Origin of the sequence: Legionella steigerwaltii, from assembly GCF_001468065.1 — a bacterium.
GTDB classification, from domain to species: Bacteria; Pseudomonadota; Gammaproteobacteria; order Legionellales; family Legionellaceae; genus Legionella; species Legionella steigerwaltii.
In genome coordinates this window covers 134,909-154,882 of the sequence record NZ_LNYZ01000008.1, presented here as the reverse complement: position 1 = coordinate 154,882, position 19,974 = coordinate 134,909, and the positions used below count along the sequence as shown (strand labels likewise).

Genomic DNA, 19,974 nt, shown 5'->3' with positions numbered 1-19,974 from the left:
GAATCTTGGTGAACGGTTGGATTTGAGCACAGGTTGCGTGATAGTGATGCTGAGGAACGTAGCATACATCCGTATGTGAAGCTTTTGAAGTATTATTATCACGCAAGATGCGCCAAATACATCCGCTCGGTAAATTTAGGCACGGTGCGCTACGCAAAACTCCAGGTAATTTGTCCACCAATCGCTGTCGTTTGTGTGTTGGTATGTCCTGAAAGTGATGTCACAGGAGTAACAAGATTCACCGGCATTTGGTTGAAGAACGAATGACCAACTCCTACATCATAGCCTAAATTCTCAGTGGGTTGAAAATGTGCTCCCACAGCCAGAATCGTTGCACTGCCTACAGGATCTGCAATGCCACGATCCTTGTCATTGGAAGGTGTGCTCATAAATTGAATACCACCGCGTAATAACAATTTTTCGGTTGCCTTAAACGTAGCACCAACTGCGTAATCAAAACAATTGTGATAATTGAAAGGAATCGTTACTGGAATTGTTACTCCAAAAGGAGTTTCCGTATGTTCCATTGTTATTTGATTAAATGTTCTCCAATTGGTATAAAACACCGTGCCCATCCCCGTCCATCGCGGGGTAAAATCATGTTGCACACTTAATTGAGCTCGGGCGGGCAAAGCGGCTTTGGTCTCTTGTTGATTGGTTCTGAAGACTCCTCCAAAAGGTATACGAACAGTACTGTGTCCATTTGTCGTAATTGAGATTTTAGAGTAATAACTTAGCCCAATTCGGGTTACCGGCGAAAAGTCAAATAACAAACCACCATGCCCACCGTATCCCCAGCCACTTAAATGATTTTCAAGCCTTGAATCGAAAGGAAAAGAAATGGGTGGGCCATACATATTATTGAGTGTAAATGCCAAATGAAGCGCATCAAATCCTCCGCCTATAGAAAAACGGTCGGTTATTTTCATACCCAAGCTCGGACCTACATCAATCCCTACAACTTGGGAACGTGTTGATGCATAACGCGCGATTGATGAGCGTGAAGAACCATAATTCGTGCCCAACCCAAATGGAGTCGTAAAATTTAAACCAACACTAATGCGCTGGTTCAGGGGGGCTGCATAATAAAATGAAGGCATGAACGCCTTAATTTGACTATGTGCTACCCCAGATTGCACCACAGGGAAAGGAAAAGGAAATGACGGAGTGACGGAAGTTCCTGTAAAACGCGCAGTACCTGTGATACCTAATAAATTGCCCACAATTTGTTGATGCGGTAATTTCACCAAACCCGCCGGATTTGTATAAGACGTACTTGCATCACTGGCGGCGGATGCCCAATCTGCATAAGCCACCCCCAAACTCGATGAATTAACAAAAGGCAAACTAAAATCGGAGTGTGCCGAAACAGGTGAAGAAAGACCAAATACAGAAATCGCTAGGTATAAATGAGACAATTGGCGCACGTTCACTCCCTTATATTTTGCCATAGGTCACGTAGGCCTTGCTACAAGGTGACCATTTACTATATTTTGCCATCCTTTAATAAATTAACCATCATCTCAATTTCTTCCGACATCGGTCTGCAATGTTCTATTTTTGGAGAATATTGACGAACCGTGTGATAAATAGATTGAGCTTTTTTACTTGCTTTTTCAACACCACGAAATTCAAGCGCTTGTGTTGCTGCGAGAAGCAAAATAGCGGTTAGACGTTCTAAATTGGCAACTGACTCTTGCAAATCAAAAGCAGCATGTGTTCCCAAACTGTTCACATCTTGATTATCACCTTCAGTCGGTAAAGTATATGCCTGATGTGACTGAGCCAATTTGCGATTTTGTACCGCAAGAGCAGCAGACAAAAGCTGCATGGAACGAAAACCGTTGTGTTTTTCTGGATTAGGTACTAAGTTCACCGGTAAATTATGATTTTTCCGTGGATGAACTAAATTTGCGAGCAATGCATGCATCCAAGTTGAAGCTTGCGCAATATTCATTTTCAAAATATCACATGCATCAGTAACATAATAACCCATAAAATTTGCACTGTGATAAATATTATTCGCAGTAACATCGATAACAGGATTATCATTAACGGAATTCATTTCACTTTCTATCCACCCGATAGCACGCTCCAAATTCTCTTGGAAAGGGCCGAATCCTTGAGGAACAGAACGAATAGAATAATAATCTTGTACTGGTTTATAGGTATAATCTTTTGTCCGCAACTCATCTAAATCAGTCAATAGTTGACTACCTTCCCAGAAATCAATAAAAAATTGATTGATTTCTATTTCACCCTTCTGTTTTTTCAGTTGGTGTACCATCGGATGATACGCACTACTAATCACGAGTAAGGACTCTAATGTCATCGCAACCGCAGCCAACATACGTTTAAATAGATGATGCAAATCATAAACTGCCAAACTGGCAATTGCAGTCATAAATGAAGTGCCATTAATTAAAGCTAGTCCATCACGCATCACGGGCTTATACGGTTTGAGGCCAGCTAATTGAATTGCTTCAGGTGCCAACATCACTTTGTCTTGATAAGTAACTGCGACTGGCTCGCCAATAAGTGCTGCTGCAATCATAGAAAGAGGGATTAGATCGCCACTAGCACCAATAGAACCATAACAACGGACAACAGGAGTAATACCTGCATTGAGAAAGTCTAAAAGTGAATTGATCAATTCAGGATGAACGCCTGAATACCCTTGCGCCAAACAATGGGCACGCAACATCATCGTGACACGTACAATATGAGGTGAAACTACAGTACCTAAACCGCAAGAAAGCGAACGAATAATGTTTTCTTGTCGTTCATTAATCGAATCATAGTAATCAAGTGTGTCAGTATCTTTGAGTGCAGTATCGATATAGCGGACCTGATCACCAAAATTTGTATTCACACCGTAAATAGGAACCCTCGAATCAACATGAGTTTTCAAAAATTGATATGACGCTTCAATCGCCTCCATCGCCTGTGGTGGTAAGGCCACTGGTGATGAATAATGTGCCAATGCTTGAGAAGAAGCAATAGTCAATTGACAACCATACCCAATTGTTACAATGGGCATGCCTTTTCCATTCACATCTACAGTATGAGGCGTTTGGGGCGTATTGAAAGACTTTAGATGTTCCAACCGTAAACTCCATTTATCGTAATGAAAAAATCATCATGGCCTATCTTTTTAGTGTGTTCTTTTTTATAAAACTTTTCAATAAAATGATTTATTTTAGAACAGTAATTTAAGCCTTTTAAACCCGGGTTACAGCTCTTCACCCAGGTTAAACCCACATTAAAATGGCAACTCCAACTTATCATTCAATAAATGCATTTGTTTCTTAAACAATTGTTGAATTTGCTCTAAATTATCTTCATCATCCGCTTCAAAACGGGCAACAAGACAAGGAGTGGTGTTTGAAGCACGCAATAGGCCCCAACCTTTATCAAATTCAACACGTAAGCCATCAATTGAGATAACTCGTGCCTTAGGAAACTCTGCCATTTCATTAAAGCGCTTCATAAATTGAAACTTCTCATCATCGGCGATGGCAATTTTCAATTCAGGGGTATTAACACTATTAGGAATTGATTCAAATTGTTCACTTATCGTTAGCTTCGATGCACTAATGATCTCGAGCAAACGACAAGCACTATATAATGCATCATCAAATCCATACCAGCGATCCTTGAAGAACAAATGCCCACTCATTTCACCTGCCAAAGCCGCACCTTCTTCTTTCATCACGTGCTTCACGATGGAATGACCCGTGGGACACATTTTAGGTAACCCGCCAGACTCTTTGATCACAGACTCTAAATGACTTGAGCATTTCACATCAAAAACTATAGTAGCTCCGGGAAGACGCGTTAATAATTCACGAACATAGAGCATCATTAAACGATCGGGCCAAATCATCTCACCATTATTTGTCACTAAACCTAATCGATCCGCATCTCCGTCAAAAGCTAAACCCAAGTCCGCTTGATGCAAAGCCACTGCAGCTTTTAAATCAGCTAAATTAGCTTCTATAGTTGGATCAGGATGGTGATTAGGAAAGTGACCATCAACATCACAATAAAGTGCAATAACCTCACAACCTAATTCCTTAAGTACTTCCGGTATAATAGGTCCGGCGATGCCATTTCCACAGTCAATCACGACTTTTAATGGACGTTTGATCTTTATATCACTTACAATCCGTTGCTTGTATTTTGGCAACACATCAAGTGCAGTCTCTTTTCCTTGACCAACAACTCGCTTCCGTTCAAGAACCAAGTGATACAAGATATCAATATCTTCTTGCATTAAGGTTTTACCCAACAATACTATTTTAATCCCATTGTAATTTGCTGGGTTATGACTTCCTGTTACCATCAATCCACAATCAAGACCTTGGGTATGAATTGCAAAATACATAACTGGTGTTGGAACTGCACCCAAATCAAATACATCAATCCCGCTATCCAGAAGTCCTTGCTTTAAAGCCGAAGCCATAGCAAAACTGGTGAGGCGACCATCACGTGCCAAAAAGATTTGTTGGCGTTTTAAATCATGCAAATGACATGCGAGAGCAAGTCCAATACTATAAAAGGCATTTTCATCCAACTCTTGGTCGATTATGCCTCGGATATCGTAAGCACGAAACACAGAACGAGAAACTTGTTTTTGTTCATATTTCATTTAATGTCTCCCTGAGCTGCCAAATCCACCTTCACCTCTGGAGGTTTCGGTAAATGAATCAACGATTTCAAAGGCAGCTTGCACAACCGGAACAAAAACTAATTGTGCAATGCGTTCTCCTGGATTCACTGTGAAATGCTCAACGCCTCTATTCCAACAAGAGATCTTAAGTTCACCTTGATAATCAGAATCAATTAACCCCACTAGATTACCCAAAACGATACCATTTTTATGTCCCAAACCTGAGCGGGGTAAAATCACTGCCGCCAATTTAGGATCTGCGATATAAATTGATAATCCTGTAGGCAATAATACGGTTTCTTGCGGTGCAATTTGAATGGGTTCATTAATACAAACTCGCAAGTCTAATCCAGCTGCACCATGGGTCGCATAAGTAGGCAATGGAATTGTATCGCCTATTCGGGCATCAAGAATTTTTAATTGAATTGCTTGGGTCATAATTTTTCCTATTAATCTTAATGCGCATCATTTTGCAGAGTTGCAGCAATGATTGCAATAATTTGTCCTGCCAAACGTGTTTTATGGGTTAAGGGCAATTCGATTTGCTTGTTTTTTGTAATGACAATAACTTGATTCATTTCACTATCAAACCCAAGTCCTTTTCCTACTGAATTAGCCACAATCATATCCAGTTTTTTACGTTGTAACTTTTCAGTAGCATAATGCACGATATCTGTGGTTTCAGCAGCAAATCCAACCACACAAGAAGCCCGAGCTGAATCAGCAACACGACTTAGAATATCAGGATTTTTTATCAATTTAAGCGTCATTTCTTCATGATTTTTTTTCTTCATTTTCTCTGACGCAGGCGACTCAACCCGATAATCTGCTACAGCAGCTGTTCCTATAAATATACCATCTGTAGGAATTTCTTTCATTACGGCATCAAGCATCTCTTGTGCGGATTCAACCTGAATTCGCTTGATTCCAACTGAAGCCTGTAACAAAGTTGGTCCACTAATTAAGGTAACTTGTGCTCCTGCCATAGCAGCGGCTTCTGCCATAGCGTACCCCATTTTTCCAGAACTGTAATTGCTGATATAGCGTACTGGGTCCATGGGTTCACGAGTAGGTCCAGCGGTGACAAGTACTTTTTTACCCGCCAATAACTGGTGTATATCGTATAAACGTAATGCCCCCATAATTTGTTCCACTTCACTTACACGCCCCAATCCATACTCACCGCACGCTTGTGAACCTTCTTCAGGACCAACAAAAATTGCTCCTCTGTCCCGCAAAATTTTGCAATTTGCTTGGGTTGCAGGATGCTCCCACATACTATGATTCATAGCGGGGCAAACAATGACCGGGACTTCTGCTACAAGGTACAAAGTAGAAAGTAAATCATCCGCAATACCTTGAGCCATTTTGGCAAGCATGTTTGCAGAAGCAGGCGCTATAACTAAATAATCCGCCCAACGTGCCAATTCAATGTGTCCCATAGCGCGTTCTGCTTGGGCATCAAATAAATCAGCACGTGTGCTGTTGCCTGATAACGCTTGCATTAACAAAGGACTCACAAACTCTTGAGCTGATTGCGTCATCACTACGTTTACTTCAGCCCCGGCTCGAGTTAATTCTCGAATCAAATATGCTGATTTATACGCAGCAACTCCCCCGCAGACTCCAAGAAGTACTTTTTTCCCAATAAAATCTTGCATGACTGGTCTTTTTTGATAAGAATAGCATCGATCAAAGCATAAACTTCGCAATAAAGGAATAGAAAAATGACGGTTGTCCAATCAACACGGCAGTTGAACCTGCGTGAAAAACTGCTCACCCAGGGCGTACAAAGCCTTTCAGATACCGAGTTACTCGCTGTTTTTATCAGCTCTGGTAATAGTAAAAAATCCTGCGTGCAATTAGCTTTTGACCTCCTCAAACATTTGGGTGACTTACGAGCCATTCTTAACGCGGATAAACAATGTTTCAAGCAAGTACCTGGTTTAGGGGAAGTTCGTTATGCCCAGCTGCAAGCAGCCAAAGAAATGTGTCGACGTAGTGATTTTATCCAATTACAAAAAGAAACCCAAATCACCAACAGCAAGCAAACCTATGCTTATTTAAAAAAACGTTTGCGCGATAGTAAAAATGAAACCTTTGCTGCGTTATTTCTTGATAATCAGCACCGCATCATTGCTTACGAGGAGCTCTTCTCTGGTACAATCAATACAGCAACGATTCATCCAAGACCCATCATAGAACGCGTTCTTCAACTCAATGCAGCAGCACTGATTCTCGCCCACAATCACCCTTCAGGCTTATCCGATCCCAGTCATCAGGATATCGTTGTAACTGAACGCATCCGGGATGCCTTAGAATTAGTTGATGCACGTTTACTCGATCATTTAATTATTGGCGATAACGAGGTTTATTCCATCATTGCCGAAAACAAATCGATATGTGAGGAATGATCGGGAGAGGTCGACGCAAAGCGTCGGGAGGACTTTTGGTGTAATAACGAGCATCGACAAGGAAAATTCATGAAGGAGAAAGCTCGAGATCTAAGAAAAAATCGTACTCCTGCAACAGAACGAATGTGGTATTTTTTACGAAACAGACGGTTTAATGGATGTAAATTCATAAGAGAATATGTCATTGAGCAGTATATTGTAGATTTTGTTTGTCGTGAGAAAAAATTGATTATTGAAATTGATGGTGGCCAACATATGGAGGCTGTGGAATATGATAAGTTGCGCACCGCACATTTAGAAACCTATGGTTATACTGTATTGCGTGTGTGGAATAATGATGTTCTTAATCATATCGATGGGGTTTTAGAGATAATATTAAAGGCATTGGAGTAAATACTCATGTTCAATATCCCTCACCCGACGCTTTGCGTCGACCTCTCCCACAAGTGGGAGAGGTGATTCTGATCATTTTCAAAATAAAAATGATCTTAAATATTTCTACTGAGGAATGATCACCTCTCCCACTTGTGGGAGAGGTCGACGCAAAGCGTCGGGTGAGGGTACCGAAACAAAAATATATTTAACGAGCAAAATTCTCCAATATAATTAAAGCATCCTCACTTAAAACCAAACATTATGACAAAATTTATCTTATCACTACTATTTTCTCTTGTAGCCAATATTACTTTCGCCGAAACAGACTATTGCCAACTGGCATTAGAAAATTTATACGCAAAACAAAGTGATTTAATTTCCGTAATCAAAATTAATACCAATAAAACATCACTTTATTCTTCTACCGTCGAAACAAGTAAAGATTGTCAAAATTACGCTCCCTTGTTTTCAGTCAAAAACCCTGATGTGATTAAAACTAAGGGGGGATTATGTGCCGTATTACCAGCCGATGAAATAAAACCAGGTTTATGTTCCCTGCACTTGAAACTTTGTATCTCTGAAAAAGACTGTCAAAATTTAATTATAAAATTAACTACAGAAAATAATCATTATACAAAAGCAGACCCTGCTTATTATGAAATGGACTTTTAATAGATAAAGATCAATCAATCCTATTGATATCGCGTGATCAAATTTTATATAATGCGGACAATTAATATCAGGAAGAGTATTTGTAATATGCCGTTTTCTACTAAATTAAAAGCAGATTATATTGAAATGATTAATTGGGAGTTGGATAGTATTCCCATGGAGCGACGCGAAGAATTTAATTTAATTGCTCAAGACTTACAAAATATTATTACCTCAGATTTTGTCTTGGCTATTAAAAGCATTTTTTGTCCCAAAATTGTCCTTCCAAAAGCAACACAAGATCAACTAAACTACATACGTTATTGTTTTAATACCCCTAAAGATTTTGTGAAATCTGCTGCGGATTATTCTGAGTATCAACAAATTCTTAAGGAAAGAATCACCGCAAAAATAAATGAATTTCGCAAATTCAGTGAAAAAGAACAAAGAGATTACATCGTGTTTCAGCAAGAAAAACATAAAGGCTCTGAACCCCCTATGGTTTAAACCAATTTTCCTTAGAGTCCATTTTTAGAGTGTAGCCTAGGCAAAGCGCAGCGGAACCCAGGCTACGCCCTGGCAAAATCAAAAGAAATTATTTTAGCAATCTCAGATTGTTTTAAGGCTAAAGCCAATAACCGGTCAATACCTAAAGCCACGCCGCTGCATGAGGGCAACCCATGCTCTAAAGCCTGCAAAAGATAGTGATCTGCCTCTACAGAGGGAAAGCCTTTTTCGCTTCTTAGTTTTTGGTCTTCAATAAAGCGTTTTGCTTGGGCATCCGCATCCGTCAACTCATGAAAGCCATTCGCTAATTCCACCCCATGGTAATAGACCTCAAAACGTTCTGCGACTCCTTCATTAATTTTTGCTAAAGCAGCTTGTGATGCTGGAAAATTATACACTGCAACGGGCGCGTTTTCTTTTCCTAGAAAAGGCTCTACAACATGACTCATCAGTAAAAATAGATATTGATCTCTATCTTCTTCCTGGGGAGGTAATACATTATCCAAATCAAAACGTACCAATATTTGGCGAAGGTGCGGTATTGTCGCAGTTAATGGATCAATGGCACACGCTTCAAGAAAAGCCTGTTGATAGGTTTTTCTGATCATGGGTTTCGATTGCATCACCATTTGTAAAAAAAGATCCATCTCATCCATCAATGCATGGTGATCAATACCCAGTTGATACCATTCTAATAAAGTAAATTCAGGATTATGCCAACGTCCTAATTCATCGTCGCGAAATACGCGTGCTATTTGAAAAATAGAACCACTTCCCGCCGCGAGCAGACGTTTCATATGATATTCAGGGGAAGTTTGTAAACTATAGGTTTCACCGCGAAAAATTGCTTTGATATTACTAAGATAAATATCGGTTGTACCATAACGTGCCATAATTGGCGTCTCAACTTCCCAATAACCACGTTCGGTAAAGAAATGACGTATTTTTGTTACTATTTCCGCGCGTTGGCGCAAGAGCTCAATAGGCGCTGATGGTTGCCACATTTTAATAAAAAATTCCTAACTCAAGGCGTGCTGCTTCGGTCATTCTCTCCTGAGTCCAAGGCGGTTCCCAGACTAATTCCACAGTACAATCACGAACACCTTCAACTTTATTGACTGCTTGTTCTACTGTTCCGGGAAAAGTTTGCGCAACAGGACAACCAGGAGTAGTTAAAGTCATTTGAATGGCAACATGGGCTTCATCATCAACAGATACATCATAAATTAAACCCAAATCATAAATATTAACAGGAATTTCAGGGTCATAAATTTCCCTAAGCGCATTAATAATGGCCTCTTTCAGTAATTCTGCATCCTGTTTTTTCTTAAAACCAAACATAAAAGTACCTGCGTTTTCTGGGTAACTGTAGCCTGGGTGCAGCGAAGCGGAACCCGGGATCGGTCATTATTCATTATTCCTGGGTTTCGCTTCGCTGCACTCAGGCTACAATCCTTTCTATTCTGTTTTGACTATGTTGCTGTCTTTATTCAATGCCGCTTCCAAGGTATGCCATGCCAAAGTAGCACATTTTACTCGAGCTGGATAAGCCTTCACGCCCGCAAGAACCATCAACTTGTCCATATAAAGTAACTGGCTTTCTTCATTTTGCGTCAACATATGATGAAAGCGATGAAACATTTCATGGGCTTCCTCTATGGTTTTCCCTTTTATAGAGTCAGTCATCAAAGAGGCTGAGGCTTGGGATATGGCGCAACCACATCCTAAAAAACTTAATTCAGTGATCAAATCTTCTTCGATTTTGGCATAAACAGTTAATTTATCGCCGCATAAAGGATTAAAACCATTCGCTTGAACCGTCGCATCTTTCATTTCATAATGATGGCGTGGGTTGCGATTATGATCGATAATGATTTCCTGATAAAGCTCGCGCAGTTCAGCACTCATGCAAATACCTCTCTAACTCGGTGCAACGCTTTGATGCACCGATCAATTTCCTCTTTGGTGTTATAAAATGACAAGGAAATCCGTGACGTAGCAGCAACGTTATAAAAATCCATCAAGGGCATGGCACAATGATGGCCACTACGTACTGCAATGCCTTCACTATCCAAAATAGTCCCCACATCATGAGCATGGATTGTTCCATGTATAAAAGAAACAACCGGTACTTTTTGTTGAGCAGTTCCAATAATCTTAAATCCGCCTACAGACTGAACCCCGGCAGTTGCATATTCTAATAACCCGGACTCATAAGCGATAACTGCGTCCATATCCAAAGATTCTAAATAATCTATAGCAGCCCCTAACCCAATTACACCTGCGATATCAGGCGTGCCTGCTTCAAATTTATGTGGAAGAGCCGCGTATTCTGTTGCCTCAAAGCTCACGGAATTAATCATCTCGCCCCCTCCCTGATAAGGAGACATGGCATTCAAAAGCTCTTCTTTACCCCATAAAACACCTATGCCTGTAGGACCATATAATTTATGCCCTGAGAATGCATAAAAATCACACCCTAAATCTTGTACATCTACAGGCAAATGAGGAATGGCTTGCGCACCATCTAGTAATACTTCAGCACCATACTCATGGGCCATCTTAATCATTTCTTTTACTGGATTAATCGTACCTAAGGCATTAGAAGCATGAGTAATCGCAACAAACTTGGTATTTTTATTTAATTTTTTGGCAAATTCTTCTAATAAAATTTCACCATCAAGTGAAATAGGAGCAACTTGCAGTTTTGCTCCTGTTTTTTTGCACACCATCTGCCAAGGAACAATATTGGAATGATGTTCCATATGAGTAATTAAAATTTCTTCATCCGGTAGAATACGCGGTGCAACCAAGCTTTGCGCTACCAAATTAATTGCTTCAGTTGTTCCGCGAACAAAGATACACTCGCATGCAGAGTTAGCATTGATAAAACGTTTTACTTTGGAACGAGCTGCTTCAAAATGCTCTGTTGCTCTGACACTTAACGTATGAACACCACGGTGGACGTTCGAATTATCATGCTCATAATAACGAGACATAGCATCAATCACTGCTTTAGGCTTTTGAGCCGTTGCTGCGTTATCAAAATAAATTAAATCAAAATCATTTATTTTTTGATTGAGTACAGGGAAATCTTTACGAATTGCATGAATATTCAAAGCGTCCATTAGTTTACCCCAACTGTTGTGTTAATAAATGACCCATGTAGTCTGCCAATTGACGATGCGGAATAAGCCGTAGATTATCACTGGCAAAGGCATGAATTAAATACTGCGATGCTTCAAGTCGATCAATTCCACGAGTTGCCAAATAAAATAATGCTTCCTCATCCAATTGTCCAACTGTTGCACCATGAGAACACAATACATCATCAGCAAAAATTTCCAACTGCGGTTTGGTATCTACTTCTGCATTTGCTGAAAGTAACAGGTTTTTATTTTGTTGTTTGGCATCTGTATGCTGTGCATCTTTTGCAACAATCACCTTGCCATTAAATACCGCACGCGAACGCCCTGTGAGAATGCCTTTATAATCCTGTTCGCTGCTGCAATAAGGTACCAGATGCTGCACCGTTGTGTGATGATCCACATGTTGTCCCTCTGCAGGCGCATAAATCCCGTTCATCAAGGAATGTGCTTTTTCTTCTTGCAAATACAAACTGATATCAGAACGCACCCATTGTCCACCAAGGCTTAGCGAATGATTAGCAAACTCACTACCTGCTAATTGTTTCACTGATAGATGACCTAAGTGAAAAGCAGATTTACTCTCTCTTTGAATCATGCAATGTGTCAATTTTGCACCAACACCCACCACAACCTCGGTTACTTTATTGGTCAAATAGCAACAATCCGTCAAACCTTGATAATCTTCAATGATTGTAGCCTGGCTGTTTGCTTCAGCAATAATCAGATGTCGCAAATAGACCGCTTGATTCATTCGGTTTTGCATATGGGTTAAAGCGATCGGTTCTTCAATAACAACTCCTGCGGGTATGTAAATCAACACGCCGCAGTCAATCATGGCTGTATTTAAATAATGAAAACCATGCTCTTGTTTTAAAATAGTGCCTAAATAGGGTTTCAACAACTCAGGATGCTGAATTAACGCTACAGATAAAGGAAGTACCAATACCCCCTTAGGCAGTACTTTAGCAAGCTGCTCTTCACCAGAAATGGATCCATTTAGAATCAATAAATTCTGTTTTATCGGCAAATCAGAGTGCACTTTTTCATCGGATGCAGCGATCCTAGAATCTTTAGGACTCTCTGCCGCATCAGAATGCATAAAGGGTTGATTTAACAAGGCATCAACACTGGTATATTTCCAATTTTCATCATGGCGTGTTGGAAAACCATGCCGACTTAAATCCATTAATGCTTTAGTTTGCAATTGGGCAAGCCATGGCAAAGTAGAAAAACTGGCTTTTGCCCGTTGTTGGTAAAAATCCAAAATCTCGCTCATCACTACACCGTTTCCTCAAGCCAGCTATACCCTTTTTTCTCTAATTCAAGTGCTAATGATTTATCACCAGACATAATAATACGACCGTTGACCAACACATGAATAAAATCTGGCTCAATATAATCAAGCAACCGCTGATAATGCGTTACTAAAATAATAGAGCGTTCTGGTGAACGCATCGCATTAACACCATGAGAAATAATACGCAATGCATCAATATCCAAACCTGAATCCGTCTCATCAAGAATAGCAAGCTTTGGTTCCAGCGCAGCCATCTGCAAAATTTCATTACGTTTTTTTTCGCCACCAGAAAAGCCTTCATTAATGCTGCGGTATAAAAAGCTTTCATCCATTTCCAGTAACTGACATTTCTCACGAATGAAGGTCAGAAACTCAATCGCATCTAATGTATTTTTTCCCTGGCCTTTACGTACTGCATTAACAGAAGCCTTAAGAAAATTAACGTTAGTAACACCCGGTATTTCTACAGGATATTGAAAAGATAAAAATATACCCGCCCGCGCTCTTTCTTCGGGAGATAAAGGAGCCAAGTCCTTGCCTAGATAGCTAATTTTTCCACCAGTCATTTGATATGAAGGATGACCAGCTAATACTTTAGACAAAGTACTTTTCCCGGAACCATTAGGCCCCATAATGGCATGAACCTCCCCAGCATTTACTTGAAGATTAATGCCTTTTAAAATGGCTTGCTCATTTACTTCAACATTTAAGTCTTTAATTTCTAACATATTAGCCTACTGCCCCTTCTAAACTCAGACCTAGCAATTTAGTCGCTTCCACCGCAAATTCCATAGGTAATTCTTTCAATACCTGTTTACAAAAACCATTTACAATCATTGAAACAGCGTCCTCTGTGTCGATTCCTCGTTGCTGGCAATAAAACAATTGTTCTTCACTGATCTTTGAAGTTGTTGCCTCATGTTCTACTTGCGCTGTTGGGTTTTTGACCTCTATATATGGAAAAGTATGTGCGGAACATTCAGAACCCATTAGCATGGAATCACATTGAGTATAATTACGCGCATTAGTCGCTGTTGGTGCAATACGAACCAACCCACGATAAGCATTATGTGCACGTCCTGCACTGATTCCTTTGGAAATAATGGTTGAACGCGTGTTTTTACCAATATGAATCATTTTAGTGCCTGTATCAGCCTGTTGATAATTATTGGTTAAGGCCACAGAATAAAATTCACCAACGGAATCATCCCCTTGTAAAATCACACTAGGATATTTCCAGGTAATTGCTGAACCTGTTTCAATTTGTGTCCAGGAAATTTTAGAGCGTTTGCCACGGCATGCGCCACGCTTGGTCACAAAATTATAAATACCCCCTTTCCCTTCCTTATCACCAGGATACCAGTTTTGGACTGTGGAATATTTAATTTGTGCGCCATCTAAAGCAACCAGCTCTACCACAGCTGCATGCAATTGATTTTCATCACGCATAGGCGCAGTACACCCTTCAAGGTAAGAAACGTAACTGTCCACATCCGCAATAATCAAAGTACGTTCAAATTGTCCTGTAGAAGCTGCATTAATCCGAAAATAAGTAGATAACTCCATAGGACAACGTACCCCTTTGGGCACATAAACAAAAGAACCATCACTAAAAACAGCTGAATTCAACGCAGCATAAAAATTATCACGATAAGGCACTACGGAACCCAAATATTGCATCAGCAATTCAGGATATTTATGTACTGCTTCAGAAATAGGGCAAAAAATAACGCCTTTCTCAGCGAGTTTGGCTTTAAATGTAGTGGCCACAGAAACGCTATCAAACACAGCATCTACAGCGACACCCGCCAGCATTTCTTGCTCTCTTAAAGGAATACCCAATTTCTCATAGGTCCTCAGTAATTCGGGATCAACCTCATCCAGACTCTTGGGCGCATCTTTTTTCATTTTAGGTGCTGAATAATAAGAAATGGCATTGTAATCCACGGGCGGATAATGCACGCTGGACCATTGAGGAGGCGACATGGTTAACCAATGCCTATAGGCTTTTAAACGCCACTCGAGCAAAAACTCTGGCTCGCCTTTAATTTTGGATAAACGACGAATAACCTCTTCATCCAGCCCAGGCTCAAAAGTATCTACTTCAATGTCCGTTGTAAACCCATGTTGATATTCTCTATCGAGCAGAGAATTAATTTGCTCACTGCTTTTAGCCACGATTAACTCCACTTGCCAATTGTCGAACTCGCTCCACATCATGTGCTTGTAACGTTGGTTTAGCCAAAGTAGCTAAACTGACACTATCCAAAGCGGTTTCAATTGCTTGACTAATCAACCGCCAATTACCCTGGATAGTACAAACGCCTTGTAATGAACAATCATTAGGTTGCAAACTACACTCTGTGAAACCACGATGCTCTTCCAATGCAAAAATTATTTGCGACACTGAAATCTCAGTTGCAGGTCGTCGCAATCGATATCCTCCAGTCACTCCACGCACCGAAGTTAACAAACCTGCACTCGTCAAACGCTTTAAAATTTTACTTACCGTAGGTACAGTCAGATGGGTATGTAATGCGATATCACGAGCATTACATAATCCTTGCGCGTGCCTTGCGAGATAAACCATCACCACTGTTCCATAATCGGCCAACTTGCTGATGCGCAGCATAACACCTCGAAATCGAATAATCTAGTACTGAATAAGTCTTAATTAGAGACAAAAATCCGGCTTAATTAATTTTTTATCTATATATATAAATATAGTACCAAAATAGTTCTATATCTGGCAAACATGAATAGTACATTATTGTTAAGGAATGATGCAAATGAAATATTCAAACGCATGGGGCAATTTAATTTTATCGGGCACGGCATAGGCACGAAAACGAAGCGCTAACGCTTATTCACATGCCAGTGCCCGTATACGTGCCCGTGCCCGATAAAATAGGGTCACACCCATAACTTGATCACTTGAACTATGCGCGCTATATAACGTATCATCTTCTTTTTAAATATGAGAGTGTTTGCACTACGATTTCATGCTTGAATCAAGACCCATTAGGAGCACGACCATGACCGTTGCGCATTATCCAGCCTCACTGGTCAGCAGTCATCTTGTTAATTCGGGATCCATGCTTGTCCCGCAAGGTTACTATCGCTCAAAATTATTTATTGCTCCTTTTTCTACTAATGCTTTAGTTGCAGCAGCGGGTCCTCTATTATCACTATTGGAACGACTCTGCCTTAGTCCTTCACTCCCCCCCATTGAGAACATCAGGGACAACATTGAGCATGAATTACTTGCTTTTCAGAGCAAGATGGACGCATCCAAATACCCGACAGACTTTGCTGCTATTGCCTATTATCTAATGTCAGCAACGATAGATGAACTAATTGGTAAAAATTACATGCGCGTGTATCAACTTAATGCTGAATTTAAAGCATTTACGCCTCTGACGAGTGATAGTGCGCAACCACAACATCGTTTTTTTGAAATTCTTAATTACATTAAGGAACGACCAACTCAGTACCTTGATCTGATTGAGCTGGTTTATTTTTTTCTGATTGTTGGTTTTGAAGGCCATTACCATCTCAAACCTGATGGGCGACAAGCTTTAGATAATTACATTGAAGATCTCTATCAAATAATTCAACAAAATCGGTTTAATCAGCCACGTCGCTTATTTAATGAAAACCCCATACCCAAAATAGTTAAAAAGAATTATAAAGCAGTCATAATAACTCTGATTTCCGCGGTTGCTGTAGTAGCACTTGCTTTTTTTACCAGCCAATATCTATTGGAAAATAAGGCAAAAACCGTTTTATTTGGACATACCCAACTTGCTCTTCTGGATAGCTGATGGACAATTCTTTACGCGCATTATGTGATGCTTTAAAAAAAATACTTTCACAACTAAAGCCTCAAAGTAATCCACTCTCTTTTATTGTAATTACCGGGAGAAATGCCCAGGGAAAATCGGCCATATTAAAGCAAAGCAATATGGAAGAAATACCCGTTTTTAGCGAACAACATGCCAAAATTTATTTCAATCAGAAAGGAATCATCATTGAGCTTGGTGAAAATTGGCTAACCAACAGCAAAACCTTATTACAAGTTACTCTGAAACAATTAAATCGATGCAACGCATCTCTAAAAATTACGGGCCTTGTTTTATGTATTGATGTAAACGAGTTACTTATTGCTGATCCGGGGCAATTTGCAGAGCATAAAAAAGCACATTTGCAACTACTGGAACGATTTGGAATAAATTTAGGTTATTCTGTCAATCTTGCACTAATATTTACTAAAATGGATACCCTTGCGGGTTTCACTGAATTTTACCAAGCAGATCATGCAACCGATTTATCGAAACCTCTAGGATTTTCGCTTGACTGTAGAAACGAACTCAAGAAAAAAGTAGAAGCCTATTCATTACAATTTAATCAACTTACTGAACAAATTGGTCAACAAGTAATTAATAAAATGCATCCCGCTCGTTCGACAATGAGACGCAGTTTAATTCGGGAATTTCCATTACAGGTAGCAAGCTTACGCGCTCCTATCCAAGCATTAATTCAAGGGATCTCACCTAAGCTTTTTAATTTACATTCCATTTATTTTAGTAGCGCGGAGCAAGGCGGTGTGAGTATTGATCGTCTGAATAAGAAAATTCAGCATGAATATGCATTAATCGTACAAGATACCTTCCCACAAGCTACAAATTTCAGGGCTTATTTTGTTGAAGGGGCATTAAAAACGATTCAAGAACACTGTAGCCAGGTGCCACAAGTGAGAAGATTTTCACAGAAGCCCATTATTGCAGCTACCGCAAGTATTGCCGGCATCAGTTTGCTACTTTTAAGCTACAACCATTACAAAACAGCTCATCTATTGGATGAGGCAAGCAAAGAATTACTCGCATACGATGTACTTAATAGTCAACAAAACAAAGAAAAGCAAGCTCTTTATCATTTATCTAATGCTGCAAAAACGATGAGTCATATTCCGAGCAACTCCTTGTCACTACCTACAGTACATCAATTAAAATTTAATTTGCACCGCAATGCAGAAAATCGTCTTCATGGTGAATTTTTGCCCTCATTAACCAATGAACTGGAAGAGGTAATCAACAATCCAGGAAATACACCTATTGTTCGCTATAATGCATTGAAAATTTACTTGATGCTTAGCCAGCCTGAACATTTTTCAACAATACAAGTACATGATTGGTTTGCTACACGATGGAAAAATCAACCTGAAAGTGCTTTAAAGAAACAATTAGCACTACTCAAACTTCTATTAAGCAAACCCCCTAAAAATATAACTGTGAAACCACAAGTAATTAGTGATGCCAGAAATTATTTAAATGCATTACCCTCCAGTTATCTCTATTACTCCATTGCAAAAGAGTCCTTCCCTTCTGCAAAACAAAAAATTGCAATCAATGGGTTTGTGGTAGCAACCAACGAGCTTCCGGTTTACTTTACCCGAGCTGGTTTTAATGAAATCATGCAAAAAATTCCTGATATTAGCCATAACCTGCAAAAAGAAAACTGGGTGCTTGCACGCAATGATTTGGCCCAATTACAGGAAATGATAACCCAAGCGTATTGTTTTGATTATGTTACTTGGTGGCAAACGTTCATGAGAAAATCACAACCGTTGCATTACCAAGATTATCAAGCAGGACGACAGGTAGTTAAAAACCTAGAGCAGTCTCATGCACTAAGTAAAATAATTGCCTTAATTCAACAAGAAACGAAAGCGGATCTAACCAATAACTCCTCTCCCTTTAATCATTCTATTGCCAATCAGTTTACTGATTTAAACTTGATGAGCCACTCCAGTACTAAAGAACTTAGTCTGAAAATCGTTGATTTGGAACGCTTTATTTCAACCTTATCCATGATAAATGATGGCGGCAAAACCGCGTTTAATATTATTAGAACACGCTTTGCCAGTGATACTGCATCCGATCCAGTAAGTCTGCTTTACAATCAAGCGCGACAATTACCGGAGCCTTTAAGCACTTGGACAAAACAATTAGCAAGCGACACCTGGGGTATTTTAATAAAAGACAGCCGTCAGTATATCAACCAACAATGGCAACAAACTGTTTATAGAGAATTCCAAACAACGATTGCCAGCCGCTATCCTTTTGACGCATCACAGCGCGAAGAAATAGCAATCAATGATTTTAATCATTTCTTTTCTACTCATGGTTCCTTGAACACATTTACTGAAAATTTTGTGAAACCCTTCTTAGATGTTTCCAACGCAGAGTGGAAACCTAAAGCAGTCAATGATTCAGTATTACCCATAGCTTCAGAAACATTAGATGCACTCATACGAGCCAATATTATTACCAATATGTTTTTCCCCAATCATGGCGAAGAAAGCAAAATTGATTTTAGTTTACAAAAAATCAGCCTTGATCCTGTAGTTGCTAATCTAGTGCTTGAAATCGGTGGCACTAAATTAACTGATAATCAAGGAAGTGACTCAGTCATTCGTTTTACCTGGCCGCAAGCCAATGCAAAACTGGCACTGGATTCCATTGAAGGCAATCATTACGAACTTGCAGAACAAGGAGCCTGGGCATTATTTAAACTACTCGAAAAAGTAAATGTTCTGGTTGATGAGCAAGACAGTTCCAGCTTGCAAATTCTCTTTGAAATTAACAGTAATTCAGGGCGTTACTTATTAAAAACAAACAATCAAGTTAATCCCTTCACACCAGGAATTTTGAATGGATTTACATTGCGTGACTCAATAGTCTAGAGATTCTAGCCCTTATTGAATTTTATCCGATTCTACTTGTCTGAGATGAATTTTTAAAATCGTCCAATTTTTTATATTAATATAGGGTCTGATTGCAATTCGCTAGATTGAGCCAAAATGGTAGAATTGCAAACAAACCCTAGTTAAAATTTTAACAACAAAGA

Annotated in this window: 19 protein-coding genes; 6 read left to right on the top strand and 13 right to left on the bottom strand. The window is 39.6% G+C overall.

Features of this window, described 5'->3' with window-relative positions; genetic code table 11:
* Positions 1–149 precede the first annotated feature (149 nt).
* The 5 genes from Lstg_RS06050 to coaBC form a co-directional block, all read right to left on the bottom strand.
* Positions 150–1,451: an OmpP1/FadL family transporter gene (locus Lstg_RS06050; RefSeq protein ID WP_238585380.1), complete on the bottom strand. Its 1,302-nt coding sequence runs from the start codon at positions 1,449–1,451 to the stop codon at positions 150–152.
* A 35-nt stretch (positions 1,452–1,486) separates the two neighbouring features.
* Positions 1,487–3,040, bottom strand: a complete 1,554-nt coding sequence (locus tag Lstg_RS06045) for an HAL/PAL/TAL family ammonia-lyase (protein WP_115324594.1) — start codon at positions 3,038–3,040, stop codon at positions 1,487–1,489.
* A gap of 222 nt (positions 3,041–3,262) precedes the next feature.
* The gene (locus Lstg_RS06040; protein WP_058476763.1) at positions 3,263–4,651 is read right to left on the bottom strand and encodes a phosphomannomutase/phosphoglucomutase; all 1,389 of its coding nucleotides are present in this window, start codon (positions 4,649–4,651) and stop codon (positions 3,263–3,265) included.
* Entirely contained in the window at positions 4,652–5,110 is a 459-nt protein-coding gene (dut, locus tag Lstg_RS06035) for a dUTP diphosphatase (RefSeq protein WP_058476762.1), read from the bottom strand.
* 17 nt (positions 5,111–5,127) lie between these two features.
* Complete coding sequence (coaBC, locus tag Lstg_RS06030; RefSeq protein WP_058476761.1) at positions 5,128–6,333, bottom strand: bifunctional phosphopantothenoylcysteine decarboxylase/phosphopantothenate--cysteine ligase CoaBC; 1,206 nt, start codon at positions 6,331–6,333, stop codon at positions 5,128–5,130.
* Between the two features lie 66 nt (positions 6,334–6,399).
* On the opposite strand from coaBC, the gene radC reads away from it, so the two are divergent.
* The 4 genes from radC to Lstg_RS06010 all read left to right on the top strand — a co-directional run bounded on the left by radC (position 6,400) and on the right by Lstg_RS06010 (position 8,619).
* Positions 6,400–7,086, top strand: a complete 687-nt coding sequence (gene radC, locus Lstg_RS06025) for a RadC family protein (RefSeq protein ID WP_058476760.1) — start codon at positions 6,400–6,402, stop codon at positions 7,084–7,086.
* Positions 7,087–7,155: 69 nt separating this feature from the next.
* Positions 7,156–7,479, top strand: a complete 324-nt coding sequence (locus Lstg_RS06020; protein ID WP_058476759.1) for an endonuclease domain-containing protein — start codon at positions 7,156–7,158, stop codon at positions 7,477–7,479.
* 243 nt (positions 7,480–7,722) lie between these two features.
* Positions 7,723–8,133, top strand: coding sequence for a hypothetical protein (locus Lstg_RS06015; protein WP_058476758.1), 411 nt, complete (start codon positions 7,723–7,725; stop codon positions 8,131–8,133).
* Between the two features lie 87 nt (positions 8,134–8,220).
* The gene (locus Lstg_RS06010) at positions 8,221–8,619 is read left to right on the top strand and encodes a hypothetical protein (RefSeq protein ID WP_058476757.1); all 399 of its coding nucleotides are present in this window, start codon (positions 8,221–8,223) and stop codon (positions 8,617–8,619) included.
* A gap of 62 nt (positions 8,620–8,681) precedes the next feature.
* Here Lstg_RS06010 and epmA read toward each other — a convergent pair whose 3' ends face one another.
* From epmA to Lstg_RS05970, 8 genes are all read right to left on the bottom strand, one after another.
* Positions 8,682–9,623, bottom strand: coding sequence for an elongation factor P--(R)-beta-lysine ligase (gene epmA / locus Lstg_RS06005; protein ID WP_058476756.1), 942 nt, complete (start codon positions 9,621–9,623; stop codon positions 8,682–8,684).
* A gap of 1 nt (position 9,624) precedes the next feature.
* Positions 9,625–9,960, bottom strand: a complete 336-nt coding sequence (locus Lstg_RS06000) for an SUF system Fe-S cluster assembly protein (protein ID WP_058476755.1) — start codon at positions 9,958–9,960, stop codon at positions 9,625–9,627.
* 117 nt (positions 9,961–10,077) lie between these two features.
* Positions 10,078–10,527: a Fe-S cluster assembly sulfur transfer protein SufU gene (gene sufU, locus Lstg_RS05995; RefSeq protein ID WP_058476754.1), complete on the bottom strand. Its 450-nt coding sequence runs from the start codon at positions 10,525–10,527 to the stop codon at positions 10,078–10,080.
* Positions 10,524–11,747 (bottom strand): cysteine desulfurase, encoded by a 1,224-nt coding sequence (locus tag Lstg_RS05990; protein WP_058476753.1) that lies wholly within the window; start codon positions 11,745–11,747, stop codon positions 10,524–10,526. The genes sufU and Lstg_RS05990 overlap by 4 nt, the downstream gene beginning before the upstream one ends.
* A gap of 4 nt (positions 11,748–11,751) precedes the next feature.
* Positions 11,752–13,044: a Fe-S cluster assembly protein SufD gene (gene sufD / locus Lstg_RS05985; protein ID WP_058476752.1), complete on the bottom strand. Its 1,293-nt coding sequence runs from the start codon at positions 13,042–13,044 to the stop codon at positions 11,752–11,754.
* A gap of 2 nt (positions 13,045–13,046) precedes the next feature.
* Entirely contained in the window at positions 13,047–13,793 is a 747-nt protein-coding gene (sufC, locus tag Lstg_RS05980; RefSeq protein WP_058476751.1) for a Fe-S cluster assembly ATPase SufC, read from the bottom strand.
* A gap of 1 nt (position 13,794) precedes the next feature.
* Positions 13,795–15,243 carry a Fe-S cluster assembly protein SufB gene (sufB, locus tag Lstg_RS05975; protein ID WP_058476750.1) on the bottom strand — a complete coding sequence of 483 codons (1,449 nt, stop codon included), beginning with the start codon at positions 15,241–15,243 and terminating at the stop codon, positions 13,795–13,797.
* The gene (locus Lstg_RS05970) at positions 15,236–15,697 is read right to left on the bottom strand and encodes an SUF system Fe-S cluster assembly regulator (RefSeq protein ID WP_058476749.1); all 462 of its coding nucleotides are present in this window, start codon (positions 15,695–15,697) and stop codon (positions 15,236–15,238) included. Before Lstg_RS05970 ends, sufB begins: the two co-directional genes overlap by 8 nt.
* Before the next feature lie 403 nt (positions 15,698–16,100).
* Between Lstg_RS05970 and icmH the strand changes: the two genes are divergently transcribed.
* Both icmH and icmF read left to right on the top strand, forming a co-directional pair.
* A complete protein-coding gene (gene icmH / locus Lstg_RS05965; protein ID WP_058476748.1) occupies positions 16,101–16,889 on the top strand; it encodes a type IVB secretion system protein IcmH/DotU in 789 nt (262 codons plus the stop codon).
* Positions 16,889–19,810, top strand: a complete 2,922-nt coding sequence (gene icmF / locus Lstg_RS05960; RefSeq protein WP_058476747.1) for a type IVB secretion system protein IcmF — start codon at positions 16,889–16,891, stop codon at positions 19,808–19,810. Before icmH ends, icmF begins: the two co-directional genes overlap by 1 nt.
* Positions 19,811–19,974 lie beyond the last annotated feature (164 nt).